The following is a 25,933-nucleotide window of genomic DNA, read 5'->3' on the forward strand; positions in this document are numbered from 1 at the left end:
GAACAAGACAGACTGTAGCCCATGGTGGGCCCCCAGGTCGAACTGGCTCCTGAAGGCCCACCCGCAGCTCACGGGTCAGAGCGTCGCCCGGGCCGCCTCCATCGCCTTCATGATCCGCTTCTCCGAGACCGGACTCGGCGTGCCCAGCGACTGGGCGAAGAAGCTGACCCGCAGCTCCTCGATCATCCAGCGGATCGCCCGCACCTCCGCGGACGGCTGGTGCCCGGCCGGCACCGCCGCCAGCAGCTCCCCGTACGCCCGCTGCACCTGCTGCACCTTCAGCAGCTGCTGGGCGTCCCGCTGCGGGTGGTTGGGCAGCGCCTCCAGGCGGCGGTCCACCGCCAGCAGGTAGCGCTTGAGGTCCGGCAGCCGCTGCCAGCCGGCGGCCGTCACGAAGCCCGGGTGCACCAGCGAGGCCAGGTGCAGCCGGACGTCGTTCACCGCGTTCAGCAGCACCGGGCTGCTCACCGTCTTCAGCCGGGTCGAGGCCTTGTGGAAGGCGATCAGCGCGGTGGCCGTCTTCAGCGTGGCGTCCGCGGACAGCTCGTACAGGTCCGCGCGCACCTTGTCGTGCAGCTTGCCGAAGGCCGCCTCGTCCCAGGCCGGCCCGCCGGCCAGGGTCATCAGCCGGTCGGTCGCGGCCGCCACGACGTCCTCGAACAGGGCGCCGATCGAGCCGTGCGGGCTGTGCGAGAGCGCCAGCTTCGCCTGGTTGCCCAGCCGGCCCTGGATCGACTTGGCCGGGGAGTTGGTGGTCAGCATCAGCAGCCGCCGCGTCCCCTCCCACATCGCCTGGGCCTGCGCCTCCGGGGTGTCGAACAGCTTGATGCCGACCGACTGGCCCTCGTCCACCAGCGCCGGGTAGGCGCGCATCGAGTGGCCGCGCGAACGCTGCTCGAAGGTGCGCTGGAGCACCGGCAGGGAGGCCGGCCAGGCGGTCAGCCCGCTCTGCTCGATGCCCTGGCCGGAGGCGGCCGAGGAGAGCGTCTCCTTGAGCTTGGGCTTGAGCTTCAGCCGCAGCTCCTCCAGGTCCTTGGACTCGGCGAGCTTGCGGCGCCCGTCCACCACCCGGAAGGTCACCTTGAGGTGCTCGGGCACCCGCTCGTCGTCCCAGGCCTCCGGGGGCACGGTGACCGCCGTCAGGCGCTTCAGGGCGTGCTCCAGGGCCGGGAGCAAGGGCTCCTGGCGGTCCTTCACCGCGCGCAGCGCCGCCTTGGCGAAGTCCGGCGCCGGAACGAAGTTGCGCCGGATCGCCTTCGGCAGCGACTTGATGTACGCGGTGACCAGCTCCTCCCGCAGACCGGGGATCTGCCAGTCGAAGCCCTCCGCGGTGACCTGGTTGAGCACCGGCAGCGGGATGTGCACGGTCACGCCGTCCGCGTCGCTGCCCGGCTCGAACTGGTACGTCAGCTTGAAGCGGAGCTTGCCCTGCTGCCAGTGGTCCGGGTAGTCGGCCTCGGTGACGCCGCCCGCGGCGTCGTTGATCAGCATCGACTTCTCGAAGTTCAGCAGGTCCGGCTGCTCGTGCCGGGCCTTCTTCCACCAGGAGTCGAAGTGCCGGGTGGAGACGACGTCCTCGGGCAGCCGGGCGTCGTAGAAGTCGAACAGGGTCTGGTCGTCCACCAGGATGTCCCGGCGGCGGGCCCGGTTCTCCAGCTCCTCGACCTCGCCGAGCAGCCTGCGGTTCTCCGCGAAGAACCGGTGGTGGGTCTCCCAGTCGCCCTCGACCAGCGCGTTGCGGATGAACAGCTCGCGGCAGAGCTCCGGGTCGATCCGCCCGTAGTTGACCTTGCGCTGGGCGACGACCGGCATCCCGTAGAGGGTCACCTTCTCGAACGCCATGACGGCGCCGGCCTTCTTCTCCCAGTGCGGCTCGCTGTAGCTGCGCTTGATCAGGTGGCCGGCCAGCGGCTCGACCCACTCCGGCTCGATCTTCGCGTTGATCCGCGCCCAGAGCCGGGACGTCTCCACCAGCTCCGCCGACATCACCCAGCGCGGCGGCTTCTTGAACAGGCCGGAGCCCGGGAACACCGCGAAGCGGGCGCCGCGCGCACCGCCGTACTCGCGCTTCTCCACGTCGTACAGGCCGATGTGGGAGAGCAGGCCGGCCAGCAGCGACTGGTGGATCCGGTCGGCGTCCGGCTCGGCGTCGTCGTGCGGCTCCTCGATCGTGACGCCCAACTGCTTGGCGACGGTGCGCAGCTGGACGTAGATGTCCTGCCACTCCCGTATCCGCAGGTAGTTGAGGAACTCGGCCTTGCACATCCGGCGGAACGCCGAGGAGGAGAGCTCCCGCTGCTGCTCCCGGACGTAGCGCCACATCGCCAGGTAGGAGAGGAAGTCGGAGGTCTCCGAGTTGAACCGCTTGTGCCGCTCGTCGGCGGCCTGGCGCTTCTCGGCCGGGCGTTCGCGCGGGTCCTGGATGGAGAGCGCGGCGGCGATCACCATGACGTCGCGGACGCAGCCGTTGCGGTCCGCCTCCAGCACCATGCGGGCCATCCGCGGGTCCACCGGGAGCTGGGCGAGCTTGCGGCCCAGCTGGGTCAGGCGCTTGCGCGGGTCCTTCTCGTCCGGGTCGAGCGCGCCCAGCTCGTGCAGCAGGTGGACGCCGTCCTTGATGTTGCGCGAGTCCGGCGGGTCCAGGAACGGGAAGGCGGCGATGTCGCCGAGGCCGGCCGCCGTCATCTGGAGGATCACCGAGGCCAGGTTGGTGCGCAGGATCTCGGCGTCGGTGAACTCGGGGCGGGAGAGGAAGTCCTCCTCCGAGTAGAGCCGGATGCAGATGCCGTCCGAGGTGCGGCCGCAGCGGCCCTTGCGCTGGTTGGCGCTGGCCTGGCTGATCGCCTCGATCGGCAGCCGCTGCACCTTGGTGCGGTGGCTGTAGCGGGAGATCCGGGCGGTGCCCGGGTCGATCACGTACTTGATGCCGGGGACGGTCAGCGAGGTCTCGGCCACGTTGGTGGCCAGCACGATCCGGCGGCTGCGGGAGCGCTGGAAGACCTTGTGCTGCTCGGCCGAGCTGAGCCGGGCGTACAGCGGCAGGACCTCGGTGTTCTTCAGCTTCAGCTTGCCGAGGGCGTCCGCGGTGTCGCGGATCTCGCGCTCGCCGGAGAGGAAGACCAGGATGTCGCCCGGGCCCTCGGCCTGGAGCTCCTCGGCGGCGTCGCAGATCGCCTGGACCTGGTCCCGGTCGCGGTCGGCCTCGTCCGCCTCGTCGTCGGCCTCGTCGACGATCGGCCGGTAGCGGACCTCGACGGGGTAGGTGCGGCCGGAGACCTCGACGATCGGGGCGTCGCCGAAGTGCCGGGCGAAGCGCTCCGGGTCGATGGTCGCGGAGGTGATCACGACCTTGAGGTCCGGGCGGCGGGGGAGCAGCTGCTTGACGTAGCCGAGGATGAAGTCGATGTTGAGGCTGCGCTCGTGCGCCTCGTCGATGATCAGGGTGTCGTACTGGTGGAGGTCGCGGTCGGTCTGGATCTCGGCGAGCAGGATGCCGTCCGTCATCAGCTTGACCAGGGTGTCCTGGCCGACCTGGTCGGTGAACCGGACCTTCCAGCCGACCGCCTCGCCGAGCGGGCTGTCCAGCTCCTCCGCGACCCGCTCGGCCACCGTACGGGCGGCGATCCGGCGCGGCTGGGTGTGGCCGACCAGTCCGCGCACCCCACGGCCGAGCTCCAGGCAGATCTTCGGGATCTGGGTGGTCTTGCCGGAGCCGGTCTCGCCCGCGACGATCACCACCTGGTGGTCCCGGATCGCCGCCAGGATCTCGTCCTTCTTCTGGCTGACCGGGAGCTCGGCGGGATAGCCGATCCTCGGCACGGCCTGCCGGCGCCGCTCGACCACCGACTCGGCGCGGTCGATGTCGGCGGCGATCTCGGCGGCGATCTTCTGCCGGGCCTCGGGCTTGCGGACCCGACGGGCCCCCTCCAGCCGGCGCCCGATCCGTACCTGGTCGCGCAGGGTCAGCTCGGGCAGACGGGCGGCCAGCTCGCCGATTCCGGGCCCCTCGGCGGGGACGGTGGCGGACTGGACTGCGGGAGAACTCACTGCGGGCATCCCTCTAGGTTCGCAAGGAGGCACGGCGGAGCGCACCTCGGTTTTCGAGCCCCTCCAGTGTCACAGCCGTCGGCGGCGAATCGCGAACGACGGGCAACGGTCCGGGGCCGTCCTGGGCTCCGGGAGGTTGAGGAGGTGCTCATGGGAGCCCACAAGACCGCCCGGGACGAGGAGTTCCGGACGTTCGTCGGCAGCGCGTGGTCACGGCTGCTCAGGACGGCGTACCTGCTCGCGGGGGACCGGCACGGCGCCGAGGACCTGGTCCAGCAGGCGCTGGAGCGGGCGTACGCGGCCTGGAGCAGGGTGCGCGCCGCGGACGACCCGTACGCCTACGTGCGCCGGATCGTGATCAACGAGCACGCCAGACGGTTCCGGCGGCGGCTGGTCGAACACCCGGTCACCGCGTTCCCGGACCGGCCCGCACCGGACGGCGCCGACCCGGACGACCGGGCCGTGCTGCTCGCCGCGCTCGGCACCCTGCCGCCGCGCCAGCGCCAGGCCGTGGTGCTGCGGTACTGGGAGGACCTCAGCGAGACCCAGACCGCGGCGGCGATGGGCTGCTCGGTCGGCACGGTCAAGAGCCAGGCGGCCAGAGGGCTGGCCAAGCTCCGCGGGGCCTCCTCACTCATCGGACTGACCAGCATCGGAGGGGCAAGATGAGCAACGAGTTCCGGACCGGGAGCGGGGCGACCGGCGACGAGGCGGCGGCCGGCGCCGACGCGGCGGCCGTGCGGGCGCTGGAGGAGTTGGCCGGGAGCATCGAGACGGGGGCGGTCCCGTACGACCGGCTGGTCACCGGCGGGCGGCGGCGACTGCGGCACCGGCGGCTGCTGACCGCCGGGGTCGCGGCGGTGCTGGTCGCGGGCGTCGCCGGGGGCACGGCGGTGCTCGGCGAGCGCGGTCGGTCGGCGGTCTCGACCGTGGCGGTGGCGTCGGCTTCGGTGTCGGCGTCGGTGTCGGCCACCGCGTCGGCCCCCACCAGCGCGCCCGCCGCCCGGGACCCGCTCAACCCCACCCGGGTCAAGGTCGCCGAGGGCACCGCGAACGGGCACACCTGGCAGGCCTGGGCCGCGCTGTGGCCGACCGCGGCCGACAAGGAGGACTTCGCCCGGCAGGCCCGGATGATCCAGGCCGAGCGGCACGAAGCCAACCCCGCGGTGAAGCCGGTGACCCAGAAGGACGTCGACATCAACTGGAACACGCGCATCGACCGGGTGAACTACTACTACACCGTGGACGGCAAGCGGCAGGCGGACGACTCCCTGCACGCGGTCTCCGCCCCCGGCGGGTTCCCGGGCGCCGTCGGCGGCGCGTCGCTCGGCCTCGACGACGGCGCGGGCATCCCGCCGGTGGTGATCGAGGGGGTCCAGGCCGACATCACGAAGGTCGTGGTCGCCTGGAAGAGCGGCGGCACCACCGAGGCGGCGCCGGTCGTGGTCGGGGACTCCCCGTTCCGCTACTACGGCATCGTGGCGAAGCCGGGCACGGACGCGGCGACCGTCACGTACTACAAGGCGGACGGCTCGGTGGAGCGCGTCAAGGACGCCTGGCTCCGGACCTCCTGAGCCGGTGGCCGCGGGTGGCTGTCGGGGTCGCGGCGGGTAGCGGCGGGCGGTCGGGGCGGTCGGGGCGCCCGTCACGGGCGGTCCCGGTGGTGAACGCCCGCAGCGGGTCCTCCGGCCGGTTCAGCGTGCGACCGACCGGCCAAGGCCCCGGCGGCCCAGCGAGGTGACCGCGAACAGCAGGCCGCCGGCCAGGAAGAACGGCTCGTAGCCGAAGACCGCGAACCGGGCCATCGCGTCCAGCTCGGCCGCCGACCGGCTGCCGGCGGCCAGCGCGATCCAGTCCGGCACGGACGGCGCGGCGTGCAGCACCAGCAGCGCGGTGGTGCCCCACAGCGCGAAGCCCAGCAGCCGGGTCGGCACCCGCGCACCCCACCGCCGCAGCGGTGCCAGCGCCACGGCCGCGGCCAGCGCGCACAGCGGGATCGCGATCACGTCGATCACCAGCAGCGGCGTGCTGCTCCACACCGACCGCCCGTCCGGCAGCCCCAGCCGCCCGTCCGCCAGCCAGTACACGTGCACCAGCGCGAAGGCCACGGCCCACCCCGCCGCCGCGTACCCCGCACCCAGCGCCACCCGGTTCCAGCCCGTGTCCCGTGTCGTCTCCATGCCACCCACGGTCCCGCGCCGCCCCACCCCGCCGGATCGTCCCGCAGGCGGTACCCCCTCCCCCTCCAGGGGGAACCGGGGGTCGCACCCACCCTCGGCGTGCCCCTGGTCACCAGTGACGCCCGGATCCGGCGCAGCGGCGCGGCCAGGTGCGCGATCGAGGTCTTCGGGTAGTGCGGGACCGGAACGGGTCAGTACGGCAGCAGCCCGTCGGTGACGAGGTCGAAGCCGAAGGGTTCCGGGACGTGCAGGGTCTCGCCGAAGGCGACGTCCTCCCGCCGGTGGTACCGGGTGGCGTCCGGCCTGCTGAAGAGGGTGACCGTCTTCTCCCGGGCGTCGATCAGGAGGTACAGCGGGATGGCCATCAGCGGATAGTCGCGCAGCTTCCCGACCCAGTCGTTCTCGGGGTTGGAGGGCGAGACCAGCTCGACCGCGATCGCGGCCAGCTCGGCGGGCACCTGGTCGTCGGTCGTGGACAGTGCCTCGTCCGGAACGTACGTCAGGTCGGGGTTGCGGCTCTTGCCGACGTTCGGAGAGACCAGGTCGGTGTTCTCGCTCGGCAGCAGCCCGGCCGGCGTGTGGGCGTCGAACTGGCGACGCACCACCAGCAGGTTGCGCTGGTGGATCCCGGAGGGGCTCACCATCATCGTGATGGTGTCGCCGGAGATCTCGACCTTGAAGCCGTCGGGCAGGCGCCTGCGGGCTTCCTCGAGGAGCTCGAAGTGTTCCGGGGTCATGAGCGCGAAGCCTCCCGAACCGAATGAACCGTATCCGTCGGTACCGGACACCCAGCGTAGTCGGCCGGCGGGCCGGTGGAACGACGAAGCCCCCGTAGCGAATTCGCTACGGGGGCTTCCCGGTTGTGGCCAGGGCCGGGGTCGAACCGGCGACCTTCCGCTTTTCAGGCGGACGCTCGTACCAACTGAGCTACCTGGCCGTACTGCACCGTCTCTTGCGAGACGAGCGATCCCGACGGGACTTGAACCCGCGACCTCCACCTTGACAGGGTGGCGAGCTAACCAACTGCTCCACGGGACCTAGAAGTGGCGAACCACTCAGGGTCTTGCGGTCTTGCGCACTGCACTTTACTACGGTACTGCGTGCCCCCAACGGGATTCGAACCCGTGCTACCGCCTTGAAAGGGCGGCGTCCTGGGCCACTAGACGATGAGGGCTTGCGGCCTGTCCCGCTGTTTCCAGCGTTCGGGGACGTCGAGAAGCATATGGGATGCAGGGCGGATCGCCAAAACGGGTTTCGTCCGGGTGGGTGTGCGGGGTGACCGGGGCCGGTGGCCGGGGGTCAGGACCAGCCGAGTTCGTCGAGCTCGTGGTCGTCGAAGCCGAAGTGGTGGGCGACCTCGTGGATGACGGTGGTGCGGACCTCCTCGACCACCTGCTCGCGGGTCTCGCAGTGGCGCAGGGTGGGGCCGCGGTAGATCAGGATGCGGTCGGGCAGGACGCCCGCGTACCACTCGCCGCGCTCGGTGAGCGGGGTGCCCTCGTAGAGGCCGAGGAGTTCGGGGTCGCTCGGGTCGGGTTCGTCCTCGACGAAGATCGCGACGTTGTCCATCATGGCCGCGAGCTGCGGGGGGATCTGGTCGAGGGCGTCGCTGACCAGCGTCTCGAACTCTTCCCGGGTCATCTCCACCGGATCATTGTCCGGTGTCGGATGACGGTGTGCCAGGTGGCGGAGCCCGGTGTTTGATGGGGCTATGACGACCTCGGAGGGCGCCGTGGACGACGCCGCGGGCGGCACTGCGGGTGGTGCCGCGGGCGGCGCGGTGAACGGCGCCGTGGTGCGGGCCCGCCGCGACCGCGGGCCCGGCCGGCCGCCGGTGCTGCGCGGGCAGGGGCGGGCGGTGGCGGTGGTCGCGGCGGGCGGGGCGATCGGGGCGACCGCGCGGTACGCGGCCGGGCTCGGCTGGCAGACCGGGCCGGCGGCCTTCCCGTGGACGACCTTGCTGGTCAACGTGGTCGGCTGCGCGGTGATCGGGGTGTTCCTGGTGGTGATCACCGAGGGCCGGCAGGCGCATCCGCTGGTGCGGCCGTTCTTCGGCACCGGGGTGCTGGGCGGGTTCACCACCTTCTCGACGTACGCGGTGGACGTCCGCCGCCTGCTGGAGGGCGGCCGGACCGGGCCGGCCCTGGCGTACCTGGGGCTCACCCTGGTGGGCGCGCTGCTGGCGGTGTGGGCGGCGGCCGGGCTGACCCGGCGTCTGATCCACCGGGCGGTCCGCCGCGGGGCCGTCCGCCGCGGGGCCGGGGGCGTGCGGTGAGCCGGCTGAGCGGGCCGGCGCTGCGGCTGACCGTGCTGATCGGGGAGAGCGACCGCTGGCACCACCGGCCGCTGTACAGCGAGATCGTGCACCGGGCCCGGGAGGCCGGGCTGGCCGGGGCGAGCGTGTTCCGGGGGATCGAGGGGTTCGGGGCCTCGTCGCTGGTGCACACCACGCGGCTGCTGTCGCTGAGCGAGGACCTGCCGGTGGCGGTGGTGATCGTGGACGAGGAGGAGCGGGTGCGGGCGTTCCTGCCGCGGCTGGACGGGATGGTGGCGGAGGGTCTGGTGCTGCTGGACCGCTGCGAGGTCGTGACCTACGCGGGGCGCGAGCCCAGCGGCGGGTCGGGCCCGGGGGAGGCGGCGGAGTGAACTGGCTGCTGGTGGTGGCGGGCGCGGTGGTCGGCGCGCCGCTGCGGTACCTGACCGACCGGGCGGTGCAGTCCCGGCACGACTCGGTGTTCCCGTGGGGGACGTTCACGGTGAACGTGGCCGGCTGCCTGATCCTCGGGCTGGTGACCGGCGCGGTGGCGGCGGGCGCGGCCTCCTCGAAGGTCCAGCTGCTGCTGGGGACGGGGCTCTGCGGGGCGCTGACCACCTACTCGACCTTCTCGTACGAGACCCTGCGGCTGGCCGAGACCGGCGCCGGGCGGTACGCGCTGGCCAACGCGGCCGGCAGCGTGGCGGCCGGGCTGGCCGCGGTGTACGCGGGTGCGGAGCTGGCCTCGGCGCTCTGGGGCTGAGCGGGCGCCGGAGGGGTGCCCTGCGGGCACTGGGCGGCCGCAGGGCGCCCGCCGGAGCGCCGGCCCCGCCGGGCGAGCTTGCGCCCTGCCCGTGTCCCGCCGGGCCGGGCGCGCGTTGGGCACCGAAAAGCGGCCGCGCGCGAGTGGGCGGCCCGGGTGGGGCGGTAGAGAGGGACCTCAGTGGCTTCGGTACGGGCGGCGGCGCGGACGGCACGGACGGCGCGGACAGTGCGGGCGGTACGGGCGGTGCGGGTGCGGCTGGCCGCGGTGCGTACGGCTCCGGGGCGGGAGGCGGCGGTCCTGCGCTCGCGCGCGGTGCGGGCGGCGGCGCTGCTGACGGTGGCCGGGCTCGGGCTGACCGGGTGCATGTCGGTGGGCCCGGCGGCGGAGGAGAAGCACGGCGTGACGCCGGTCGGGCAGGCCGGTCCGGCGGTCCGGCCGGGTGCGTCGGGCGGGCCCTCGGCCTCGCCGGGCGCGGGGCACCCGAGTGGGGCCGCGGGGCGCCCCGAGCGGTCGGGGGGCCTGCAGGGCGAGGGCGGGCCGGGCGGGGCTTCGGCCGCCGTGCCCGGCGAGGCGGTCCCGGGGGCGAACGGCGTGGTGGCCGGGGTGGTCCCGGTGCCGGGGTCGGGGGCTCCCGACGGCGGTCCGGGCGGCGGTTCGGCGGGTGGTGCGAACACAAGTCCCGTGCCGCATCCGGGTGGTGGCGCGGGCGGGGCCGGTGGTTCGGGGGGCTCCGGCGGTACCGGCGGGTCGGGCGGCACCGGCGAGGGGCGCTCCGGAGGCGGTTCGGCCGGGACGCCTTCGGGCACCCCGAGCAGCCGCCCGTCGAGCACTCCGGCGCCCGAGCACAGCTCGCCCGCCGCGACCGTCCCGCCGGCCCCGGACCCGTCCACCGGCAGTTCCGGTTCCTCGGCCCCGAGCCCGCGCGCGGGAGCGCACTAGGGGATTGAGCAGGGCATTTGCCTCCGATCCCCAGGCTCGTCTATGGTGGTAGATCGTTCGTTTGATCCATTTGACTGGCGCCCTATTCCCATCTGGCGCCCTTGGCGCGTTCCGGCGATCCGTGGCTGACCGCATAGAGGCGGTTGTGAAACAGAACCCCGGACTTTGGCGCGTGCCACTTCCGGAAGGTTTTGCATGTCTCTCGTTGACGACGCCCGCTTCGCCATGCCCGCGAACGAGGCCGCCGCCGATGTCACCGACACCAACGACACCATCGACACCGCCGCGGACGAGGTGATCGCCGAGGCCGTGGAGGCCACCGAGGAGGCGGCCGCCGAGCCCACCATCACCTTCGGCGACCTGGGCCTGCACGACGACGTCGTGCGTGCCCTCGCCAAGCGCGGCGTCACCACCCCGTTCCCGATCCAGGCCGCGACCATCCCGGACGCCCTGGCCGGCAAGGACGTGCTGGGCCGTGGCCGTACCGGCTCCGGCAAGACCCTGAGCTTCGGCCTGCCGCTGCTGACCCGCCTCGCCGACGGCGAGCGCACCAAGCCCAAGCACCCGCGCGGCCTGATCCTGGTCCCGACCCGCGAGCTGGCCATGCAGGTCGCCGACGCCCTGGAGCCGTTCGGCTCGGTGCTCGGCCTGCGCCTCAAGGTCGTCTGCGGCGGCACCTCGATGTCGAACCAGATCTACGCGCTGGAGCGCGGTGTCGACGTCCTGGTCGCCACCCCCGGCCGTCTGCGCGACCTGCTGAACCGTGGCTCCGCCAAGCTCGACGACGTCCGTACCGTCGTGCTCGACGAGGCCGACCAGATGGCCGACATGGGCTTCCTGCCCGAGGTCACCGAGATCCTCGACCAGGTGCCGAGCGGCGGCCAGCGCCTGCTGTTCTCCGCCACCCTGGAGAACGAGATCGACACCCTGGTCAAGCGCTACCTGAAGAACCCGGTCACCCACGAGGTCGACCCGTCGGCCGGCGCGGTCACCACCATGACCCACCACATCCTCGTGGTGAAGCCCAAGGACAAGGCGCCGATCACCAACGCGATCGCCGCCCGCAAGGGCCGCACGATCATCTTCGTCCGCACCCAGATGGGCGCCGACCGCGTCGCCGAGCAGCTCATCGAGGCCGGCGTGAAGGCCGACGCGCTGCACGGCGGCATGACCCAGGGCGCCCGCACCCGCGTCCTCGGCGACTTCAAGGACGGCTACACCAACGTCGTCGTCGCCACCGACGTCGCCGCCCGCGGCATCCACGTCGACGGCATCGACCTGGTCCTGAACGTGGACCCGGCCGGCGACCACAAGGACTACCTGCACCGCTCCGGCCGCACCGCGCGGGCCGGCCGCTCCGGCGCCGTCGTCACCCTGGTGCTGCCGCACCAGCGCCGCGGTGTCTTCCGCCTGATGGAGGACGCGGGCGTGGACGCCTCGCGCCACATCCTCGACCACGCCTTCGACGCGGAGGTCGCCAAGATCACCGGCGCCCGTTCGCTGACCGAGGTCCAGGCCGAGAGCGCCGCCAACATCGCCGGTGCCGCCGAGCGCGAGCTCGCCGACATGACCCGCCAGCTGGAGCGCGCGCAGCGCCGCGCCACCGAGCTGCGCGAGGAGGCCGACCGCCTGGCCTCCCGTGCGGCGCGCGAGCGGGCCGAGCTGGGCATCGAGGACGAGGCTCCGGCCGCCGAGGCCGAGTCCGGCGAGTCGGCCTCGACCGAGGCCGCTCCGGCCGCCGCCGAGGCCGCCGCGCCGCAGACCGAGGAGCGCGCTCCGTCGTACCGCGAGGCGCGCGGCGAGCGTCCGGCCTTCGGCCGTGACCGTGACCGCGACCGCGACCGTGACGACCGCCGTTCGGGTGGCTTCGGTGGCGGCCGCGACCGTGACCGTGACGACCGCCGTTCGGGTGGCTTCGGTGGCGGCCGCGACCGTGACCGTGACGACCGTCGCTCGGGTGGCTTCGACCGCGACCGCGGTGGCTTCAACCGTGACCGTGGCGGCTTCGGCGCCGGCCGTGACCGCGACGACCGTCGCTCGGGCGGCTTCGACCGCGACCGCGGTGGCTTCAACCGTGACCGTGGCGGCTTCGGCGCCGGCCGTGACCGCGACGACCGCCGTTCGGGTGGCTTCGACCGCGACCGCGGTGGCTTCGGTGCCGGCCGTGACCGCGACGACCGCGGCGGCCGCTCGTTCGGCGACCGTCCGGCCCGTTCCTTCGGCGACCGTCCGGCCTTCGGCCGTGACCGCGACGAGCGTGGCGGCAGCAGCAGCAACAGCCGTCCGTTCTCGCGCCGCGACGACCACCGCTCCGGCGGCCGTCCGCAGTCCGACCGCGGTGGCTTCAACCGTGACCGTGGCGGCTTCGGCGCCGGCCGTGACCGCGACGACCGCCGTTCGGGCGGCTTCGACCGCGACGACCGCAAGCCGCGCTGGAAGAACTGACGCCGCACCTACGGCACTGACGCCACACCGGCGGTAGTCGACCGCCGACCCGGCTGAACGTACGAAGGGCCCGCTCCGTCCCCCGGAGCGGGCCCTTCGCGTTCCCCCGACACCCCCCCCGCACCCCCACGCCCCCACGGCGCCGTGCCCCCACGGGGTGTTGTTCTGGGAGTGAGAATAACCTGTGGCGCGCGGGCGCGACAGTCCCGTAGCGTCGCCGCCATGAGCAGCAGACTGCACGACGTGGCACGGGTGAACGAGGAGATCGCCGCGCGGGGGAGCTACCGGACGGCCGGGGGCGAACTCGTGCGGGTGGGCGAGGAGTTGGCGGCGGCGCGGGCCGGCACGGTGTCCTACGCGCCGGACGGGACGGACGCGCTGCTGGCGGCGGTCGAGCCCGGGCCGGGGCCGGCGGCGGGGCGGATCGAGGTGACGGCGGAGGGCAGCATCCAGGCCGCCCGTCGGCTGGTCGAGGCCGGGGCGGGGCCGGTCGGGGTGCTGAACTTCGCCTCCGCGCGCAACCCCGGCGGCGGCTACCTGCGCGGCGCCCGCGCCCAGGAGGAGGACCTGTGCCGCAGCGCGCTGCTGTACAGCTGCCTGGTGGAGGCGCCGGACTACTACGAGGCGCACCGGGCCTCCACCGACCTCCGGTACAGCCACCGGGTGATCGTCTCGCCGGCGGTGCCGGTGATCCGGGACGGGCGCGGCGAGCTGCTGGCGCGGCCCTACCCCGTCACCTTCCTGACCTCGCCCGCGCCCAACGCCGGGCAGCTGGAACGGCGTTCGGCCGGTGCGGACGTCCGGGGCGTGCTCGCCGAGCGGGCCGTGCGGGTGCTCGCGGCGGCCGCCCGGCACGAGGTGCGCACCCTGGTGCTCGGGGCCTGGGGCTGCGGGGTGTTCCGCAACGACCCGGCGCAGGTCGCCGAGGCCTTCGAGGGGGCGCTGGCCCGGTACGGGGCGGCCTTCGAGCGGGTGGTGTTCGCGGTCTGGGACCGTTCGCCGGTCTCGGCGAACCGGGCCGCCTTCGAGGCCCGGTTCGGCGCGAGGTGACCGTCCGGTAGCCGGCTACTTCCGGCGGGCGGCGAGCGCCGTGGCGGCCGTGGAGGCCACCGCGACCACACCGGTCACGGCGAACACGGACGGCCAGGCGCCGATCCGCTTCGCCAGCGGGTGCGAGCCGCCGAAGGCCGCCACGTACAGGCCGGTCAGCGCCGCCGCGGTGCCCGCACCCGCGCTGCGGTGCCACTGCGCGGCAGCCCCGGCACCGGCCACCGCCAGCACCGCGCCGCCCAGTTCGCGCCGGCCGCTCCACCGGGCGACGCCGTAACCGCCGAGCAGACCGCTCGCCGCGGTCAGCGCGGCGGGCGCGGCGGCCGTGAGCACGTTCGGGACCTTCGCCATCGTCGACTCCACTCGTGGGGGCTGTGTCGTTCGTTTTCCGACCATAACCCGGTGAACGGACGAGGCCGCCGGGGCCTCCCGCCGGAGCGCCGACGGGGCCTCCCACCGGAGCGCCGACGGGGCCTCCCACCGGCGTGGCACGGGGGCCTCCCGCCGGGACATCGGCAGGGCCTCCTACCGGAACGCCTCCGCGGGCGTCTGCCCCGGCACCGTGGCGGCCAGCAGCCGGGCCGCCTCCGCCGGGTCGAGCACCCGCTCCAGCCGGAGGTCGCCCGGGACCTCCTGGATGAACCGTCCGGCCGACCAGCTCCGCTCGTACGGCAGCGGCTCCAGCACCAGGGTGCGCACGCCGTCCACCACCGGGATGTCGCTCGGCGTCCCCTCGTTCCAGATCCAGGAGCCGTCCGGCGCGACCAGGTTGAAGGCACCGGTGGCGATCACCCGCCGGCCGTCCAGGTACGCCGTCCGGGCGAGCGCCACCACCTCCCGGTCCTGCGGGGTGCCGGGCAGGTGGCCGCCGCCGACCAGCACGTCGGCGAGCAGGGTGTGCAGCTGGAAGGTGTCGCTCAGGCCGCTCATCCGCAGCAGGTAGCCGGTGCCGGTGGGGCGGTCGAGCACCAGCAGCGGTTCGTCGTCCAGCATCAGCGCCAGGTGGACCAGGCCCTTGAAGTCGTGCTGCTCGCCCTGGTAGCGGTCGAAGAGCTCCAGGACCACCTCGGTCACGCCCGAGGCGCGGGCCTCCGCGCGGACCTCCGCGTGCGTGTACACCGCCCAGGCCGCCTGCTGCCACAGGTGCAGCGTCCACCAGGCGACCACGGCCAGGTGGGCGGGCCACTCGTCCAGGTGCGCCGGGTCGGCGATCCGCTCGTGCGCCTCGGCCGGATCGTCCTCCTCCGCGCTGGGCAGCGGGCCGCCGCCGGTGGAGACCCAGCGCCGCACCAGCAGTTGCGCGCCGGTCAGCGCTCCGCGCAGACCGGCCAGCACCGGGCCGGAGCAGGCGACCGGGTCGGCGCCGTGCTCCACGCAGGCGCCCACCACCATGGCCAGGTGCGCCCGGGGGAACGGCGGGGCGTCCGGCAGCAGCGCGGCCAGCCGGGGGCCCGCCGCCGCCCGCTCCGCCGGGTCGGCCGCGCCGAACAGTCCGCCGACCAGCCCGAGGGCGGGCCCGAACTGCTCGTCGTCCCCGGCCGAGACCACGGCCTCCAGGGCGGCCACGGCTTCGGAGAAGGTGGGTTGTTGACGGTGCGACGGTATCTGCTCGGTGGACATTCGCCGCAGCATAGGGGGCGGAGCCGGTCCCGCGGAACTCCTCGGCGCCCTGGCCCGCACCGGCCGTTCCCGGGCCCCGTCAGTGCCCGGTGGCAGACTTCGATCATGACGGACTCCGCGATCACCGACGGCAGCTACCTCCTCCGCAACGTCGGGAGCGGCCTGCTGCTCCAGGTCGCCGACGGGTCCCGGCGCCTCGGTGCCCGGATCGTCCTCGGCGCGGACGACGGGAGCGACGCCCAGCTCTGGCGCCTCACCGCCGTCCACCCGGGCGGCGCGCTGTTCCACATCGAGAACGCCGGCAGCGGCAAGCGGCTGGACGTCACCGGCGCCTCGACGGAGGACGGCGTCCGGGTCCAGCAGTGGTCGGCCAACGCCTTCGGTGCCCAGGAGTGGCTGCTGGAGGCCCACGTCGACGCCCCGGGCACCTACACGGTCACCAGCTTCGTCAGCGGCAAGCCCCTGACGGCGGGCGCCACCCCGGAGGCCGACGTCCACCAGCACGAGGACGTCGACGCCCCGACCCAGTGGTGGCGCTTCGAGCGCCGGGAGGGCTGAGGTCCGGTCAGCCCGCGAGGTTGGCGCGGGCGGAGTCGAGTTCGGCGTCCGTCGTGCCGTGGTGGCGCAGGTAGCCGGGGATGGTGCCGTGGTGGTCGTGGATCCAGGCCAGGGAGGAGGCGAGCAGCTCGGCGCCGACCGGGCGGGAGAGGCGCTCGGTGCCGGTCTCGTCGAGGTACGGGGCGGGGCCCTTGTCGAGACCGAGGCCGATGTTGGAGAGCAGGAAGTCGGCGGTGATCTCGGCCTCGGAGGCGCCCAGCAGGGACTGGAGGACGGCGACGGTGAGCCCGGTGCGGTCCTTGCCGACGGCGCAGTGGACGACGGCGGCCAGCGCGTTCGGGGCGGCGAGGCGGCGGACGACGGCGGCGATCGAGGGGCCGGCCGTCGAGGCCATGAAGGGGTAGAGGGCGGTCTGGTCCTCCGGCCACGGCCGGTCGTCGTCCCGGGGGTGCGGGGGCAGGGTGGGCAGACCGAGGGTCTCGTGGTCGAGGTCGTACCGCTGGTCCGGCCAGACCTCCAGCTCGAACGCGCTGCGCAGGTCGATCACCGTCCGCAGGCCGAGGGACTTGAGCCGCCGGGCGCCTTCCTCGGTGAGGGTGTGGAAGGACCCGGAGCGGTACAGCACGCCCCGGCGGAGGGCGCCGATCCCGCCCGCGTCACGGAAGTTGCGCACGCCGGGGATGTCGATGAAGGCGTCGGTCATGGTCACCACCGTACGGGCGGGGGCGGGTGGGCGGAAGGAAGCCGGAGCGGGTGGCCCGGTGGCGGGACGACGCTGGCCGAAACCGGCCCCCGCCGGTGCGCGACCGGCGGCTCAGCGCCCGCCCGAGACCTCCAGGAAGGACCCGGTGGTGTACGAGGCCGCCGGGGAGAGCAGGAAGAGGATCGCCTCGGCGACCTCCTCCGGCCGTCCGCCGCGCCGCATCGGCAGGCCGGGCGCGACCCGGTCGACCCGCCCGGGTTCGCCGCCGAGCGCGTGGATGTCGGTGTGGATCAGCCCCGGCCGCACCGCGTTGACCCGGATGCCCTCGGCGGCGACCTCCAGGGCGAGGCCGCGGGTCATCGAGTCCACCGCGCCCTTGGCGGCCGCGTAGTCGACGTACTCGTTCGGCGAGCCGATCCGGGAGGCGGCCGAGCCGACGTTGACGATGGCGCCGCCCCGTCCGCCGTGCCGGGTGGACATCCGGCGGACGGCCTGGGCCGCGCACAGGAACGGGCCGGTGATGTTGGCGGCCCAGATCCGGGTCAGCCGGTCCTCGTCGATCTCCTCCAGCCGGCACTGCTTCTCCAGCGTGCCGGCGTTGTTCACCAGGCCGGTGAGCGGGCCGATTTCGTCGTCCACGGTGGTGAACAGCCGCTCCACCTCGGCGGTGCGGGTGACGTCGGCCCGCACGGCGAGGGCGGTGCCGCCCCCGGCCCGGATCGCGTCCACCACGGCGGCCGCCGAGGCCTCGTCCGTACGGTAGTTGACGCAGACCCGGTAGCCGTGGCGGGCGGCCAGCAGGGCGGTGGCGGCTCCGATGCCGCGGCTCGCGCCGGTGACGATCAGGACCTCGTCGGTGGGAGTGGTCGACATGGCCCGTACGCTACCCGGCGGCCCGGCCGGCCGCGGGGCCGCGAGCGGAATTCGCTCGCCCGCCGCGGCCCGCTCCGGAGAGGATGCCCGGACGAGGATGCGGTGCCCGCCCGTCCGTCCGGGAGGAGTCCGCCGATGTCCACCACGACCGCCGTACCCGGCACGGTGCTGCTCTCGGGCATCGTCGGCTCCACCGCGTACGGCTTCGCCCACGCCGGCTCGGACATCGACCGGCTGGGCCTGTTCGCCACCCCCACCGAGGAGTTGCACGGTCTGCGCCGCCCGGCCGAGTCCCATGTCACCACCGGGCCCGACGTCACCCTGCACGAGGCCGCCAAGTGGTGCCGGCTGGCGCTGAGCTGCAACCCGACCGCCTCCGAACTGGTCTGGCTGCCGGACGGGCTGTACGAGGTCCGCACCCCGCTCGGCGACGAACTGGTGGGCCTGCGCGCGGCCTTCCTCAGCGCGCCGGCCGTGCGGAAGGCCTACCTCGGCTACGCCGACCAGCAGTTCCGCAAGCTGCTGACCCGGGACACCGCCGACCCGGCCGCCCGCCGCCGGGCCGCCAAGCACGCCCGGCACCTGGTCCGGCTGGTCGAGCAGGCCGTCCGCCTGCACGAGACCGGCCGCAACCTGATCCGGCTGCCCGATCCCGAACGCATCCGCGAACTCGGCGAACGCATCGCCGACCGCCCCGCCCTCGCGGAGGGTCTGCTGGCCGACGCCGCCGAGCGCCTCGCCGGCCCCGGGGTCCTGCCCGCCGCCCCCGACCTGCGCCCCGTCGAGGCCTGGCTCCGCCGGGTCCGCGCCGCCCACTACGCCCCGCCCCGGGAACCGCTCCACGACCCCGGCACGCCCGTGCAATCCACTGGCGGAGCCCTGGGTCCCACCGGGTAGGATCGCCGTGGTCCCCCCGCCCGGCACCCCGGGCGCGCAAGGGCCGCGGGCCACTAGCTCAATTGGCAGAGCTGCGGACTTTTAATCCGTAGGTTCAGGGTTCGAGCCCCTGGTGGCCCACCGCTCCGAGGCCGGATCAGGCGATCTCCGATCCGGCCTCCTCCCTTTCCCGGCGCGGCGGCCCGCCGTCCGGAGCCGCGGATCGCCGCGGTCCGCCCGACCCGTGGTCGCGGAACCCGCTCGGTTGCCCAACTCCGGTGCGCCACAGTGGCTTTGCGGAGCCGCGTGCGAGTGGGGGCCGATCCGCCGCCGCGGCGGACGGCGCCGGGCCGGCGGCCTGCGCCGGCCGCGCGAGACCTCCAGGAGCCGTGCCGGTGGCCGGAATTCGACGGGGGTGCGGGACCGGCGAAGTGGCATGGGTCACGTCGGAATCGGGCGTTTTCGACTGTTCTGCGGGGGTGTCGCCCGCCGGTCGGCGGGGTTGCCCCAGGGCCGAGGGTCGGTGATCGTGTCGGGCCTAAATATGATCGGAAGCCACGATCGTCGGTTAGTGGTGACGGTCGTATGTGCAACCTGGGAACGGTCCGGACCGTCTCTCTGTGTGCGGTGCGCCGGATCGTCAGGGGCGTCGCTTCCGTCGGTGAAAGGTACGCGCATGTCAGGTCGGAGGGGCGAGAGCCCGGCTCGGGGCGAAGGCGCGCCCGCGACGGAAGACGGCGCGGGCGCCGTTCCCTCCCCGCGTGCCGGCGGCCGGGCGGAGGCCCGTCGCGCCGCCCAGGCCAAGGGCGGCCGAGGTGGCGGCAGCGGCAGCGGCGGCGGCGCACCGGAAGCGGCGGGGTCGGCCGGCGGCGGCCGGGCCGCGGCGCGCAAGAGCGCCAAGCCCAAGAAGAACGTGAAGAAGATCGTCGCCTGGTCGACGGCGGGCGTGCTGGTGGTCATCGCCGGTGTCGGCGGCGCGATCTACCTCAAGCTGAACGGCAACATCAAGTCCTTCGACGCCGACGCGATAGCCCGCAACCGCCCCCCGGAGGCCCAGGCCGACGCGGACGGCAACAAGCCGGTCAACATCCTGCTGATCGGTTCGGACAGCCGCGGCAAGAACAACGCCGACCTCGGCGGCGGCGAGGACGGCGGCGCCCGCTCGGACACCACGATCCTGCTGCACGTCTACGCCGACCACAAGCACGCCGTGGGGATCTCGATACCCCGCAACGCCAAGGTCGAGCTCCCCTCCTGCAAGCTGCCCAACGGCAAGTGGACCAAGGGCGGCAACACCGACCTGTTCAACGCCGCGTTCTCGATGGGCGGCAGCGACGACGGCAACCCCGCCTGCACCCAGAACACGGTGGAGAAGCTCACCGGCATCCGCGTCGACCACACCCTCGTGGTCGACTTCAACGGTTTCGCCTCGATGACCTCGGCCGTCAACGGCGTGGACATCTGCCTGCCGAAGCCGATCTACGAGGGCGACATCAACCCCAAGCTGCCCAAGAAGGGCTCGGTCGTCCTGCCGCAGGGCAAGCAGACCGTGGAGGGCCAGAAGGCGCTCGACTACGTCCGGCTGCGCCACGGCATCGGCGACGGCTCGGACATCGGCCGGATGAAGCGCCAGCAGGCGTTCCTCGGCTCGCTCGCCACCAAGATCAAGAAGGAGGGGATGAATCCCACCACCCTCCTCCCGCTGGCCGACGCCGCCACCAAGTCCCTGGTCGTCGACCCGGGCCTGGACTCCGCCGACAAGCTGCTCTCCTTCGGCCTGTCGCTGAAGAACATCGACATGCACGACCTGAAGTTCGTGACGGTGCCCTGGCGTTACCGCACCCAGGACCAGGACCTCGACATCGTCCAGGCGGACGCCGGCAAGCTCTGGGCGACCCTCAAGGCCGACCAGACCATCGACGGCCAGAACGCCACCGGCCAGCAGCCGGACGCCCCGGCCGAGGGCACCAGCCCGGCCCCGCAGCCGCCCGCCGCGCCCACCACCCCGGCCGCCCCGGCCGCGGACACCGGCAACTCGGCGATCCGGGTGGCCGTCTACAACGGAACGACCGTCAACGGCCTGGCCGGCAAGGCGACCGAGCAGCTGAAGGGCGCCAAGTTCGCCGCCAGCACGGCGGGCCAGGCGGCGAGCACCAAGTACAAGGCCACCACGATCGAGTACGGCTCCGGGCAGAAGGCGAACGCCGAGAAGGTCGCCGCGCTGTTCCCGGGCGCCGGCCTGGAGTCCAGCAGCGCCCGGGGCATCTCGGTGATCGTCGGCCAGGACTTCGCGGCCGCGATGGGGATGGCCTCCGGTGCCCCCGCGGGCGGCGCGCCGTCGGCCGCCCCGGGCGTCCCGACGCCCCCGCCGCCGCTCCCGACCACCATCACCAACGAAGCCCGCTCGGCGGACGACGACATCTGCGCGAACACGTCGTACGGCAGCGGCGGCTGACCGGACCGACCGGAACACCCGCGGGGCGACCCCCGGGCCGGCGCCCTCCGGGGCGCGCGGGCCCGGGGGTCGTGCCATGGTGGGCCCGTAGCCCCCTCGGCGGGGCCCGCGCGGTCACCGAAAGGCGGACCCATGCCCGAGATCGCCCTCCAGCTCGACATCGCCGCGCCCCGGGCCGTGGTGCTCGCCGCGCTCACCACCCACGACGGGCTGACCTCCTGGTGGACCACCGGCGTGGACCGGGACGGCGACGTCCTGCTGTTCGACTTCCCGGACGTCCCCGAGCCGTTCCGGCTGCGGGTGGAGCGGGCCGACCCGGACCGGGTGGTGTGGACCAACGCCGGCGCCTTCCCGCCGCACTGGGCGGGCACCTGGATCAGCTGGGAGCTTGCCGACCTGCCCGCGTCGCCCGACCGGCAGGCCGGGCCCGAGCAGCCCGCGTCGCCCGAGCAGCCCGCGGGGCCCGACCGGCCCGCCGCGCCCGAGCGCACCCGGCTGCTGTTCCGGCACGGCGGCTGGCAGCCGGGCAGCGAGGAGGGCGTCCCGGCGGTGGCCGGCACCTGGGCCGAACTGCTGGTCCGGCTCAAGGACTACGCGCAGAGCGGCAAGGTCCAGCCCTACTTCGTCACCGCGCACCGCCACGACGCCCCGTGACCACCCCGTGGGCGCCCGGTGGCGGTCCGGCCGACCGGTCGCCCGCCAGGGCGCCGTCCGGTGGCGGGATCGCGGCGGCGGGCCGATGGTGGCGGTGTACCGCCGTCGTCACCGGACGGGCCGGCCCCCCACCCACGCCCGCCCGTGACGACGACAAGACCGTCCTGACCGTCCCGATCACCACAGCCGGCCACCACCGCCTCCGGGAGGCCCAGCAATGCCCGTAGTCACCGATCCGTACAAGCCCGGCACCCCGTGCTGGGTCGACCTGATGGCGAGCGACCAGCAGGCCGCGCTCGACTTCTACCGCGACCTGTTCGGCTGGCAGGGCGAGGTCGGCCCGGCCGAGTTCGGCGGCTACGCCGTGTGCATGCTCAACGGCCGGCCGGTCGCCGGGATCATGGCGCGGATGGCGCCCGAGGGGCAGCCGGAGCCGCCCGTCGCCTGGACCACCTACCTCGCCTCGGACGACGCCGACGCGGCCCGGGCGGCCATCGCCGCGGCCGGCGGCACCGTCCTGTACGACCCGATGGACGTCGGCACGATCGGCCGGATGCTGGTCGCCGCCGACCCGACCGGCGCGGTGTTCGGGGTCTGGCAGGCGATGGACTTCATCGGCGCGGGCGTCGTCAACGAGCCCGGCGCGCTGGTCTGGAACGAGCTGAACACCGCCGACACCGACGCGGCCGGCGGCTTTTACCAGCCGGCCCTCGGGCTGCGGCCGGCCACCATCCAGGGCATGGACGGCTACTTCTCGCTCAACGTCGGCGACCGCACGGTGGGCGGCATGCAGGCGCTCCCCGGCTACCTGGCGCCCGGCACGCCCTCGCACTGGATGACCTACTTCTCGGTGGACAGCACCGACTCCACGGTGGACGCCCTGGTCAAGGCCGGCGGCTCGGTGATCCAGCCGGCCTTCGACATGCAGTCCGGCCGGATGGCGGTGGTCCAGGACCCGCAGGGCGCGCTCTTCGCGGTCATCGAGTCGCCCGAGGCGCAGATGCCCGACTCGCCGTAGCCCCCGCGACCGCCGTAGCGCCGTGGCCTCCGCAAGGCCGTGCCCCCGCAGCGCCGTCCCCGGATGGTCGGACGGCCGGGCGGCCGGGCGGCCGGGCGGCCGGAAGCCGCCCTTCCCGCGACGCGCCGCCGGGAAATGGGCGGCTTCCCCCTCGTTCCCGGGTAAGACTGCACCCATGCTGGGGCTACCGGACGACATCCGTGCTTTCCTCTTCGACCTCGACGGGGTGCTCACCCAGACCGCGAAGGTGCACGCCGCGGCCTGGAAGGACACCTTCGACGCCTTCCTGCGCGCCGAAGCCGCCCGTACCGGCGGGCAGTTCGTCCCCTTCGACGCCGTCACCGACTACGACACCTACGTGGACGGCCGCCCGCGCCTGGACGGCACCCGCGCGTTCCTGCTCGGCCGGGGCATCGAACTGCCCGAGGGCACCCCGGAGGACCCGCCCAACTCCCGTACCGTGCAAGGGATCAGCCGGGCCAAGAACGACACCGTGCTGCGGCTGATCCGGGAGCGGGGCGTCCAGCCGTACGAGGGCTCGGTGGAGTACGTGCGCCGGCTGCGCGCGGCCGGGCTGCCGAGCGCCGTGGTCTCCTCCAGCGCCAACTGCCGCGACGTGCTGCGGGCGGCCGGGATCGAGGAGCTGTTCGAGGTGATCGTGGACGGCAACGTGGCCAAGGCCGAGGGCCTGCCCGGCAAGCCCGCCCCCGACACCTACCTGTACGCCGCCCGCGCCCTCGGCGTCGAACCCGCCCGCGCCGCGGTCTTCGAGGACGCGCTCGCCGGGGTCGCCTCCGGCCGGGCCGGCGGCTTCGGCGCCGTGGTCGGGGTGGACCGCACCGGACAGGCCGCCGAACTGCGCCGGGACGGCGCGACCGTGGTCGTCCAGGACCTCTCCGAGCTCCTGGGGGACACGGCATGAGTCCGGCGGACAGCTTCGCGATCGATCCCTGGCAGATCACCGAACAGGGCCTCGACCTGGCCTCGATGGCCCGCGCCGAGTCCGTCTTCGCGCTGTCCAACGGGCACATCGGCCTGCGTGCCAACCTGGACGAGGGCGAGCCGCACGGCCTGCCCGGCACCTACCTCAACGGCGTCTTCGAGCTGCGCCCGCTGCCGTACGGCGAGGGCGGCTACGGCTACCCGGAGTCCAGCCAGAGCGTCATCAACGTGACCAACGGCAAGATCATCCGGCTGCTGGTGGACGACGAGCCCTTCGATCTGCGCTACGGCGAACTCATCAGCCACAAGCGCTGGTTGGACTTCCGCGAGGGCCTGCTGCACCGCGAGGCCGAGTGGACCTCCCCGGCCGGTCGGACGATCCGGGTGCGTTCCTCCCGGCTGGTCTCGCTCACCCAGCGCGCCATCGCCGCCGTCGAGTACAGCGTCGAGGCGGTGGACGGCCCGGTGCGGATCGTGCTCCAGTCCGAGCTGGTCGCCAACGAGCAGCTGCCCGGCGGCCCCGAGGGCGACCCGCGGGCCGCCGCCGTGATGGAGGCGCCGCTGCACCCGGAGGCGCACCACGCCAGCGCCACCAAGGCCGTCCTGGTGCACCGCACCCGCTACAGCGGCATCCGGGTCGCGGCCGGGATGGACCACCTCATCGAGGGGCCGGAGAAGTCCGACACCGTCGCCGAGTCCGAGGCCGACCACTGCCGGATCAGCGTCACCACCGTGCTCAAGGCCGGACAGCGGCTGCGGCTGACCAAGTTCATGGCCTACGGCTGGTCCGGCACCCGCTCGCTGCCCGCCGTCCGGGACCAGGTGGAGGCCGCGCTGACCGCCGCCCGCTACACCGGCTGGGACGGTCTGGTCGCCGAACAGGCCGAATTCCTCCAGGAGTTCTGGCAGACCAGCGACATCGAGATCGAGGGCGACGTCGAACTCCAGCAGGCCGTCCGGTTCGCCGTCTTCCACGTCCTGCAGGCCGGCGCCCGCAGCGAGGAGCGGGCCATCCCCGCCAAGGGCCTGACCGGGCCCGGCTACGACGGGCACAGCTTCTGGGACACCGAGACCTTCGTCCTGCCGGTGCTCACCTACTGCCTGCCCGCCGCCGTCAACCAGGCCCTGCGCTGGCGGCACACCACCCTGCCGCTGGCCCGTGAGCGCGCCGTCCAACTCGGCCTGGCCGGCGCGGTGTTCCCGTGGCGGACGATCCGCGGCGAGGAGTGTTCCGGCTACTGGCCGGCCGGTACCGCCGCCTTCCACATCGGCGCCGACATCGCCGCCGCCGTCGCCCGCTACGTCCGGGCCACCGGCGACGCCGATTTCGAGCGCGAGTACGGGCTCGAACTGCTCGTCGAGACGGCCAGGATGTGGCGTTCGCTCGGCCACCACGACGTGGCCGGGAGGTTCCGCATCGAAGGCGTCACCGGGCCCGACGAGTACAGCGCCGTCGCGGACAACAACGTCTTCACCAACCTGATGGCGCAGACCAACCTGCGCGCCGCCGCCGAGGCCGCCGTCCGCCACCCGCACGAGGCCTCGCTGCTCGGCGTGGACACCGAGGAGACCGCCGCCTGGCGCGACGCGGCCGCCGCGATGTTCATCCCGTACGACGAGGACCTCGGCGTCCACCCGCAGGCCGACGGCTTCACCCACCACCAGGTCTGGGACTTCGAGCACACCCCGCCGGAGAAGTACCCGCTGCTGCTGCACTTCCCGTACTTCGACCTGTACCGCAAGCAGGTGGTCAAGCAGGCGGACCTGGTGCTCGCCATGCAGGTCCGCGGCGACGCCTTCACCGACGAGCAGAAGGCCCGCAACTTCGCCTACTACGAGCGGCTGACCGTCCGGGACTCCTCGCTCTCCGCCTGCACCCAGGCGGTCATCGCCGCCGAGGTCGGCCAGCTCGACCTCGCCTACGACTACACGGCCGAGGCGGCGTTGATGGACCTGCACGACCTCGGCGGCAACACCCGCGACGGCCTGCACATGGCCTCGCTCGCCGGGGCCTGCATCGCCCTGGTGGCCGGCTTCGGCGGGCTGCGCGACCACAGCGAGGCGCTCTCGTTCCGGCCGCGGCTGCCGTCCGGGCTGATGCGGCTGAGCTTCTCGCTGCTGGTGCGCGGGCACCTGCTCGGCGTCGAGATCACCCACGAGCGGACGACGTACACGCTGCGCCGCGGCGAGGTCCTCCACCTGCGGCACGACGGCGAGGGGGTGCAGGTCAAGTCCGGTGCCCCGGTCTCCCTGCCGACCACCGTGCCGCCGGCGCAGGAGCGGGTCGCCCAGCCCCCGGGCCGCGAACCCGCCCGCCGTCAGCCCCAGGCCGGCCTCGCGGCGGGCAAGCTCGGCCAGCAGGACCACCTGGCCGCCGAGTAGCCGCGCCCCGCCCCACCGGCAGACGCCCCGCTCTGTGTCGCCCCGCCGGAAACCGCCCCGCTGGAAACCGCCCCGCTGGAAACCGCCCGACTCACCCGTTCGCCGCACCCCGGCTGCGCCGCCCCCGGCCGCCCCGGAGAGTGCAGGTGTCCTGTGGGGCCGCCCCAGCGA

General features: G+C 73.8%; 22 protein-coding genes and 4 tRNA genes. 15 read left to right on the forward strand and 11 right to left on the reverse strand.

What is annotated here, in order from left to right:
• Positions 1-75: 75 nt before the first annotated feature.
• Positions 76-4,056, reverse strand: coding sequence for an ATP-dependent RNA helicase HrpA (gene hrpA / locus ACFWP2_RS30555; protein WP_380457397.1), 3,981 nt, complete (start codon positions 4,054-4,056; stop codon positions 76-78).
• Between the two features lie 141 nt (positions 4,057-4,197).
• Between hrpA and ACFWP2_RS30560 the strand changes: the two genes are divergently transcribed.
• On the forward strand, positions 4,198-4,716 hold the full coding sequence (locus ACFWP2_RS30560; protein ID WP_380457399.1) for a SigE family RNA polymerase sigma factor: 519 nt from the start codon (positions 4,198-4,200) through the stop codon (positions 4,714-4,716).
• Complete coding sequence (locus ACFWP2_RS30565) at positions 4,713-5,621, forward strand: hypothetical protein (RefSeq protein WP_380457401.1); 909 nt, start codon at positions 4,713-4,715, stop codon at positions 5,619-5,621. The genes ACFWP2_RS30560 and ACFWP2_RS30565 overlap by 4 nt, the downstream gene beginning before the upstream one ends.
• 120 nt (positions 5,622-5,741) lie before the next feature.
• On the opposite strand, the gene ACFWP2_RS30570 is transcribed toward ACFWP2_RS30565, so the two are convergent.
• The 6 genes from ACFWP2_RS30570 to ACFWP2_RS30595 form a co-directional block, all read right to left on the reverse strand.
• Complete coding sequence (locus ACFWP2_RS30570; protein ID WP_380457403.1) at positions 5,742-6,227, reverse strand: DUF3995 domain-containing protein; 486 nt, start codon at positions 6,225-6,227, stop codon at positions 5,742-5,744.
• Positions 6,228-6,418: 191 nt separating this feature from the next.
• The gene (locus ACFWP2_RS30575) at positions 6,419-6,964 is read right to left on the reverse strand and encodes a Uma2 family endonuclease (protein WP_380457405.1); all 546 of its coding nucleotides are present in this window, start codon (positions 6,962-6,964) and stop codon (positions 6,419-6,421) included.
• 126 nt (positions 6,965-7,090) lie between these two features.
• Positions 7,091-7,164 (reverse strand) — tRNA-Phe (locus tag ACFWP2_RS30580).
• Between the two features lie 27 nt (positions 7,165-7,191).
• Positions 7,192-7,265 (reverse strand) — tRNA-Asp (locus ACFWP2_RS30585).
• A 63-nt stretch (positions 7,266-7,328) separates the two neighbouring features.
• Positions 7,329-7,401, reverse strand: a tRNA-Glu gene (locus ACFWP2_RS30590).
• A 125-nt stretch (positions 7,402-7,526) separates the two neighbouring features.
• Positions 7,527-7,868, reverse strand: coding sequence for a metallopeptidase family protein (locus ACFWP2_RS30595; protein WP_316523923.1), 342 nt, complete (start codon positions 7,866-7,868; stop codon positions 7,527-7,529).
• Between the two features lie 70 nt (positions 7,869-7,938).
• Here ACFWP2_RS30595 and crcB (ACFWP2_RS30600) point away from each other — a divergent pair, with 70 nt between their 5' ends.
• The 5 genes from crcB (ACFWP2_RS30600) (at position 7,939) to ACFWP2_RS30620 (ending at position 13,681) form a co-directional block, all read left to right on the forward strand.
• Positions 7,939-8,502 (forward strand): fluoride efflux transporter CrcB, encoded by a 564-nt coding sequence (gene crcB, locus ACFWP2_RS30600; protein WP_380457408.1) that lies wholly within the window; start codon positions 7,939-7,941, stop codon positions 8,500-8,502.
• Complete coding sequence (locus ACFWP2_RS30605) at positions 8,499-8,873, forward strand: DUF190 domain-containing protein (protein WP_380457410.1); 375 nt, start codon at positions 8,499-8,501, stop codon at positions 8,871-8,873. Before crcB (ACFWP2_RS30600) ends, ACFWP2_RS30605 begins: the two co-directional genes overlap by 4 nt.
• Positions 8,870-9,244 carry a fluoride efflux transporter CrcB gene (crcB, locus tag ACFWP2_RS30610; protein WP_380457412.1) on the forward strand — a complete coding sequence of 125 codons (375 nt, stop codon included), beginning with the start codon at positions 8,870-8,872 and terminating at the stop codon, positions 9,242-9,244. Before ACFWP2_RS30605 ends, crcB (ACFWP2_RS30610) begins: the two co-directional genes overlap by 4 nt.
• A gap of 1,137 nt (positions 9,245-10,381) precedes the next feature.
• The gene (locus tag ACFWP2_RS30615; protein ID WP_380457415.1) at positions 10,382-12,631 is read left to right on the forward strand and encodes a DEAD/DEAH box helicase; all 2,250 of its coding nucleotides are present in this window, start codon (positions 10,382-10,384) and stop codon (positions 12,629-12,631) included.
• A 222-nt stretch (positions 12,632-12,853) separates the two neighbouring features.
• A complete protein-coding gene (locus ACFWP2_RS30620) occupies positions 12,854-13,681 on the forward strand; it encodes a TIGR02452 family protein (RefSeq protein WP_380457418.1) in 828 nt (275 codons plus the stop codon).
• A 15-nt stretch (positions 13,682-13,696) separates the two neighbouring features.
• Here ACFWP2_RS30620 and ACFWP2_RS30625 read toward each other — a convergent pair whose 3' ends face one another.
• The gene (locus ACFWP2_RS30625; protein ID WP_380457420.1) at positions 13,697-14,032 is read right to left on the reverse strand and encodes a hypothetical protein; all 336 of its coding nucleotides are present in this window, start codon (positions 14,030-14,032) and stop codon (positions 13,697-13,699) included.
• Positions 14,033-14,206: 174 nt separating this feature from the next.
• Entirely contained in the window at positions 14,207-15,301 is a 1,095-nt protein-coding gene (locus ACFWP2_RS30630) for a hypothetical protein (protein WP_380457422.1), read from the reverse strand.
• Between ACFWP2_RS30630 and ACFWP2_RS30635 the strand changes: the two genes are divergently transcribed.
• Complete coding sequence (locus tag ACFWP2_RS30635; protein ID WP_380457525.1) at positions 15,275-15,859, forward strand: RICIN domain-containing protein; 585 nt, start codon at positions 15,275-15,277, stop codon at positions 15,857-15,859. The genes ACFWP2_RS30630 and ACFWP2_RS30635 overlap by 27 nt on opposite strands.
• A gap of 7 nt (positions 15,860-15,866) precedes the next feature.
• Here the strand turns inward: ACFWP2_RS30635 and ACFWP2_RS30640 are convergent, their stop codons facing one another.
• Positions 15,867-16,562 carry a tyrosine-protein phosphatase gene (locus ACFWP2_RS30640; RefSeq protein ID WP_380457424.1) on the reverse strand — a complete coding sequence of 232 codons (696 nt, stop codon included), beginning with the start codon at positions 16,560-16,562 and terminating at the stop codon, positions 15,867-15,869.
• A 111-nt stretch (positions 16,563-16,673) separates the two neighbouring features.
• Entirely contained in the window at positions 16,674-17,435 is a 762-nt protein-coding gene (locus ACFWP2_RS30645; protein WP_380457426.1) for an SDR family oxidoreductase, read from the reverse strand.
• A gap of 135 nt (positions 17,436-17,570) precedes the next feature.
• Between ACFWP2_RS30645 and ACFWP2_RS30650 the strand changes: the two genes are divergently transcribed.
• The 7 genes from ACFWP2_RS30650 to ACFWP2_RS30680 all read left to right on the forward strand — a co-directional run bounded on the left by ACFWP2_RS30650 (position 17,571) and on the right by ACFWP2_RS30680 (position 25,762).
• A complete protein-coding gene (locus ACFWP2_RS30650) occupies positions 17,571-18,332 on the forward strand; it encodes a DNA polymerase beta superfamily protein (protein ID WP_380457428.1) in 762 nt (253 codons plus the stop codon).
• Positions 18,333-18,379: 47 nt separating this feature from the next.
• A tRNA-Lys gene (locus tag ACFWP2_RS30655) sits at positions 18,380-18,452 on the forward strand.
• A gap of 535 nt (positions 18,453-18,987) precedes the next feature.
• Positions 18,988-20,766: an LCP family protein gene (locus ACFWP2_RS30660; protein ID WP_380457430.1), complete on the forward strand. Its 1,779-nt coding sequence runs from the start codon at positions 18,988-18,990 to the stop codon at positions 20,764-20,766.
• A 132-nt stretch (positions 20,767-20,898) separates the two neighbouring features.
• Positions 20,899-21,420, forward strand: a complete 522-nt coding sequence (locus ACFWP2_RS30665) for an SRPBCC domain-containing protein (RefSeq protein ID WP_380457432.1) — start codon at positions 20,899-20,901, stop codon at positions 21,418-21,420.
• Between the two features lie 217 nt (positions 21,421-21,637).
• Positions 21,638-22,438 carry a VOC family protein gene (locus ACFWP2_RS30670; RefSeq protein ID WP_380457435.1) on the forward strand — a complete coding sequence of 267 codons (801 nt, stop codon included), beginning with the start codon at positions 21,638-21,640 and terminating at the stop codon, positions 22,436-22,438.
• Between the two features lie 175 nt (positions 22,439-22,613).
• The gene (locus tag ACFWP2_RS30675) at positions 22,614-23,360 is read left to right on the forward strand and encodes an HAD family hydrolase (RefSeq protein ID WP_380457437.1); all 747 of its coding nucleotides are present in this window, start codon (positions 22,614-22,616) and stop codon (positions 23,358-23,360) included.
• Positions 23,357-25,762 carry a glycoside hydrolase family 65 protein gene (locus ACFWP2_RS30680; RefSeq protein ID WP_380457439.1) on the forward strand — a complete coding sequence of 802 codons (2,406 nt, stop codon included), beginning with the start codon at positions 23,357-23,359 and terminating at the stop codon, positions 25,760-25,762. The genes ACFWP2_RS30675 and ACFWP2_RS30680 overlap by 4 nt, the downstream gene beginning before the upstream one ends.
• Positions 25,763-25,933 lie beyond the last annotated feature (171 nt).

The organism is Kitasatospora sp. NPDC058444 (assembly GCF_042721415.1).
GTDB lineage: Bacteria > Actinomycetota > Actinomycetes > Streptomycetales > Streptomycetaceae > Kitasatospora.

Coding starts and splice junctions, on each gene's coding strand:
- ACFWP2_RS30560 (WP_380457399.1), top strand. CDS start 4,198: ATGGGAGCCCACAAGACCGCCCGGGACGAGGAGTTCCGGACGTTCGTC.
- ACFWP2_RS30665 (WP_380457432.1), top strand. CDS start 20,899: ATGCCCGAGATCGCCCTCCAGCTCGACATCGCCGCGCCCCGGGCCGTG.
- ACFWP2_RS30570 (WP_380457403.1), bottom strand. CDS start 6,227: ATGGAGACGACACGGGACACGGGCTGGAACCGGGTGGCGCTGGGTGCG.
- ACFWP2_RS30670 (WP_380457435.1), top strand. CDS start 21,638: ATGCCCGTAGTCACCGATCCGTACAAGCCCGGCACCCCGTGCTGGGTC.
- ACFWP2_RS30660 (WP_380457430.1), top strand. CDS start 18,988: ATGTCAGGTCGGAGGGGCGAGAGCCCGGCTCGGGGCGAAGGCGCGCCC.
- ACFWP2_RS30630 (WP_380457422.1), bottom strand. CDS start 15,301: ATGTCCACCGAGCAGATACCGTCGCACCGTCAACAACCCACCTTCTCC.
- ACFWP2_RS30625 (WP_380457420.1), bottom strand. CDS start 14,032: ATGGCGAAGGTCCCGAACGTGCTCACGGCCGCCGCGCCCGCCGCGCTG.
- crcB (WP_380457408.1), top strand. CDS start 7,939: ATGACGACCTCGGAGGGCGCCGTGGACGACGCCGCGGGCGGCACTGCG.
- ACFWP2_RS30620 (WP_380457418.1), top strand. CDS start 12,854: ATGAGCAGCAGACTGCACGACGTGGCACGGGTGAACGAGGAGATCGCC.
- ACFWP2_RS30650 (WP_380457428.1), top strand. CDS start 17,571: ATGTCCACCACGACCGCCGTACCCGGCACGGTGCTGCTCTCGGGCATC.
- ACFWP2_RS30615 (WP_380457415.1), top strand. CDS start 10,382: ATGTCTCTCGTTGACGACGCCCGCTTCGCCATGCCCGCGAACGAGGCC.
- ACFWP2_RS30575 (WP_380457405.1), bottom strand. CDS start 6,964: ATGACCCCGGAACACTTCGAGCTCCTCGAGGAAGCCCGCAGGCGCCTG.
- ACFWP2_RS30640 (WP_380457424.1), bottom strand. CDS start 16,562: ATGACCGACGCCTTCATCGACATCCCCGGCGTGCGCAACTTCCGTGAC.
- ACFWP2_RS30565 (WP_380457401.1), top strand. CDS start 4,713: ATGAGCAACGAGTTCCGGACCGGGAGCGGGGCGACCGGCGACGAGGCG.
- ACFWP2_RS30645 (WP_380457426.1), bottom strand. CDS start 17,435: ATGTCGACCACTCCCACCGACGAGGTCCTGATCGTCACCGGCGCGAGC.
- hrpA (WP_380457397.1), bottom strand. CDS start 4,056: ATGCCCGCAGTGAGTTCTCCCGCAGTCCAGTCCGCCACCGTCCCCGCC.
- ACFWP2_RS30675 (WP_380457437.1), top strand. CDS start 22,614: ATGCTGGGGCTACCGGACGACATCCGTGCTTTCCTCTTCGACCTCGAC.
- ACFWP2_RS30680 (WP_380457439.1), top strand. CDS start 23,357: ATGAGTCCGGCGGACAGCTTCGCGATCGATCCCTGGCAGATCACCGAA.
- ACFWP2_RS30595 (WP_316523923.1), bottom strand. CDS start 7,868: ATGACCCGGGAAGAGTTCGAGACGCTGGTCAGCGACGCCCTCGACCAG.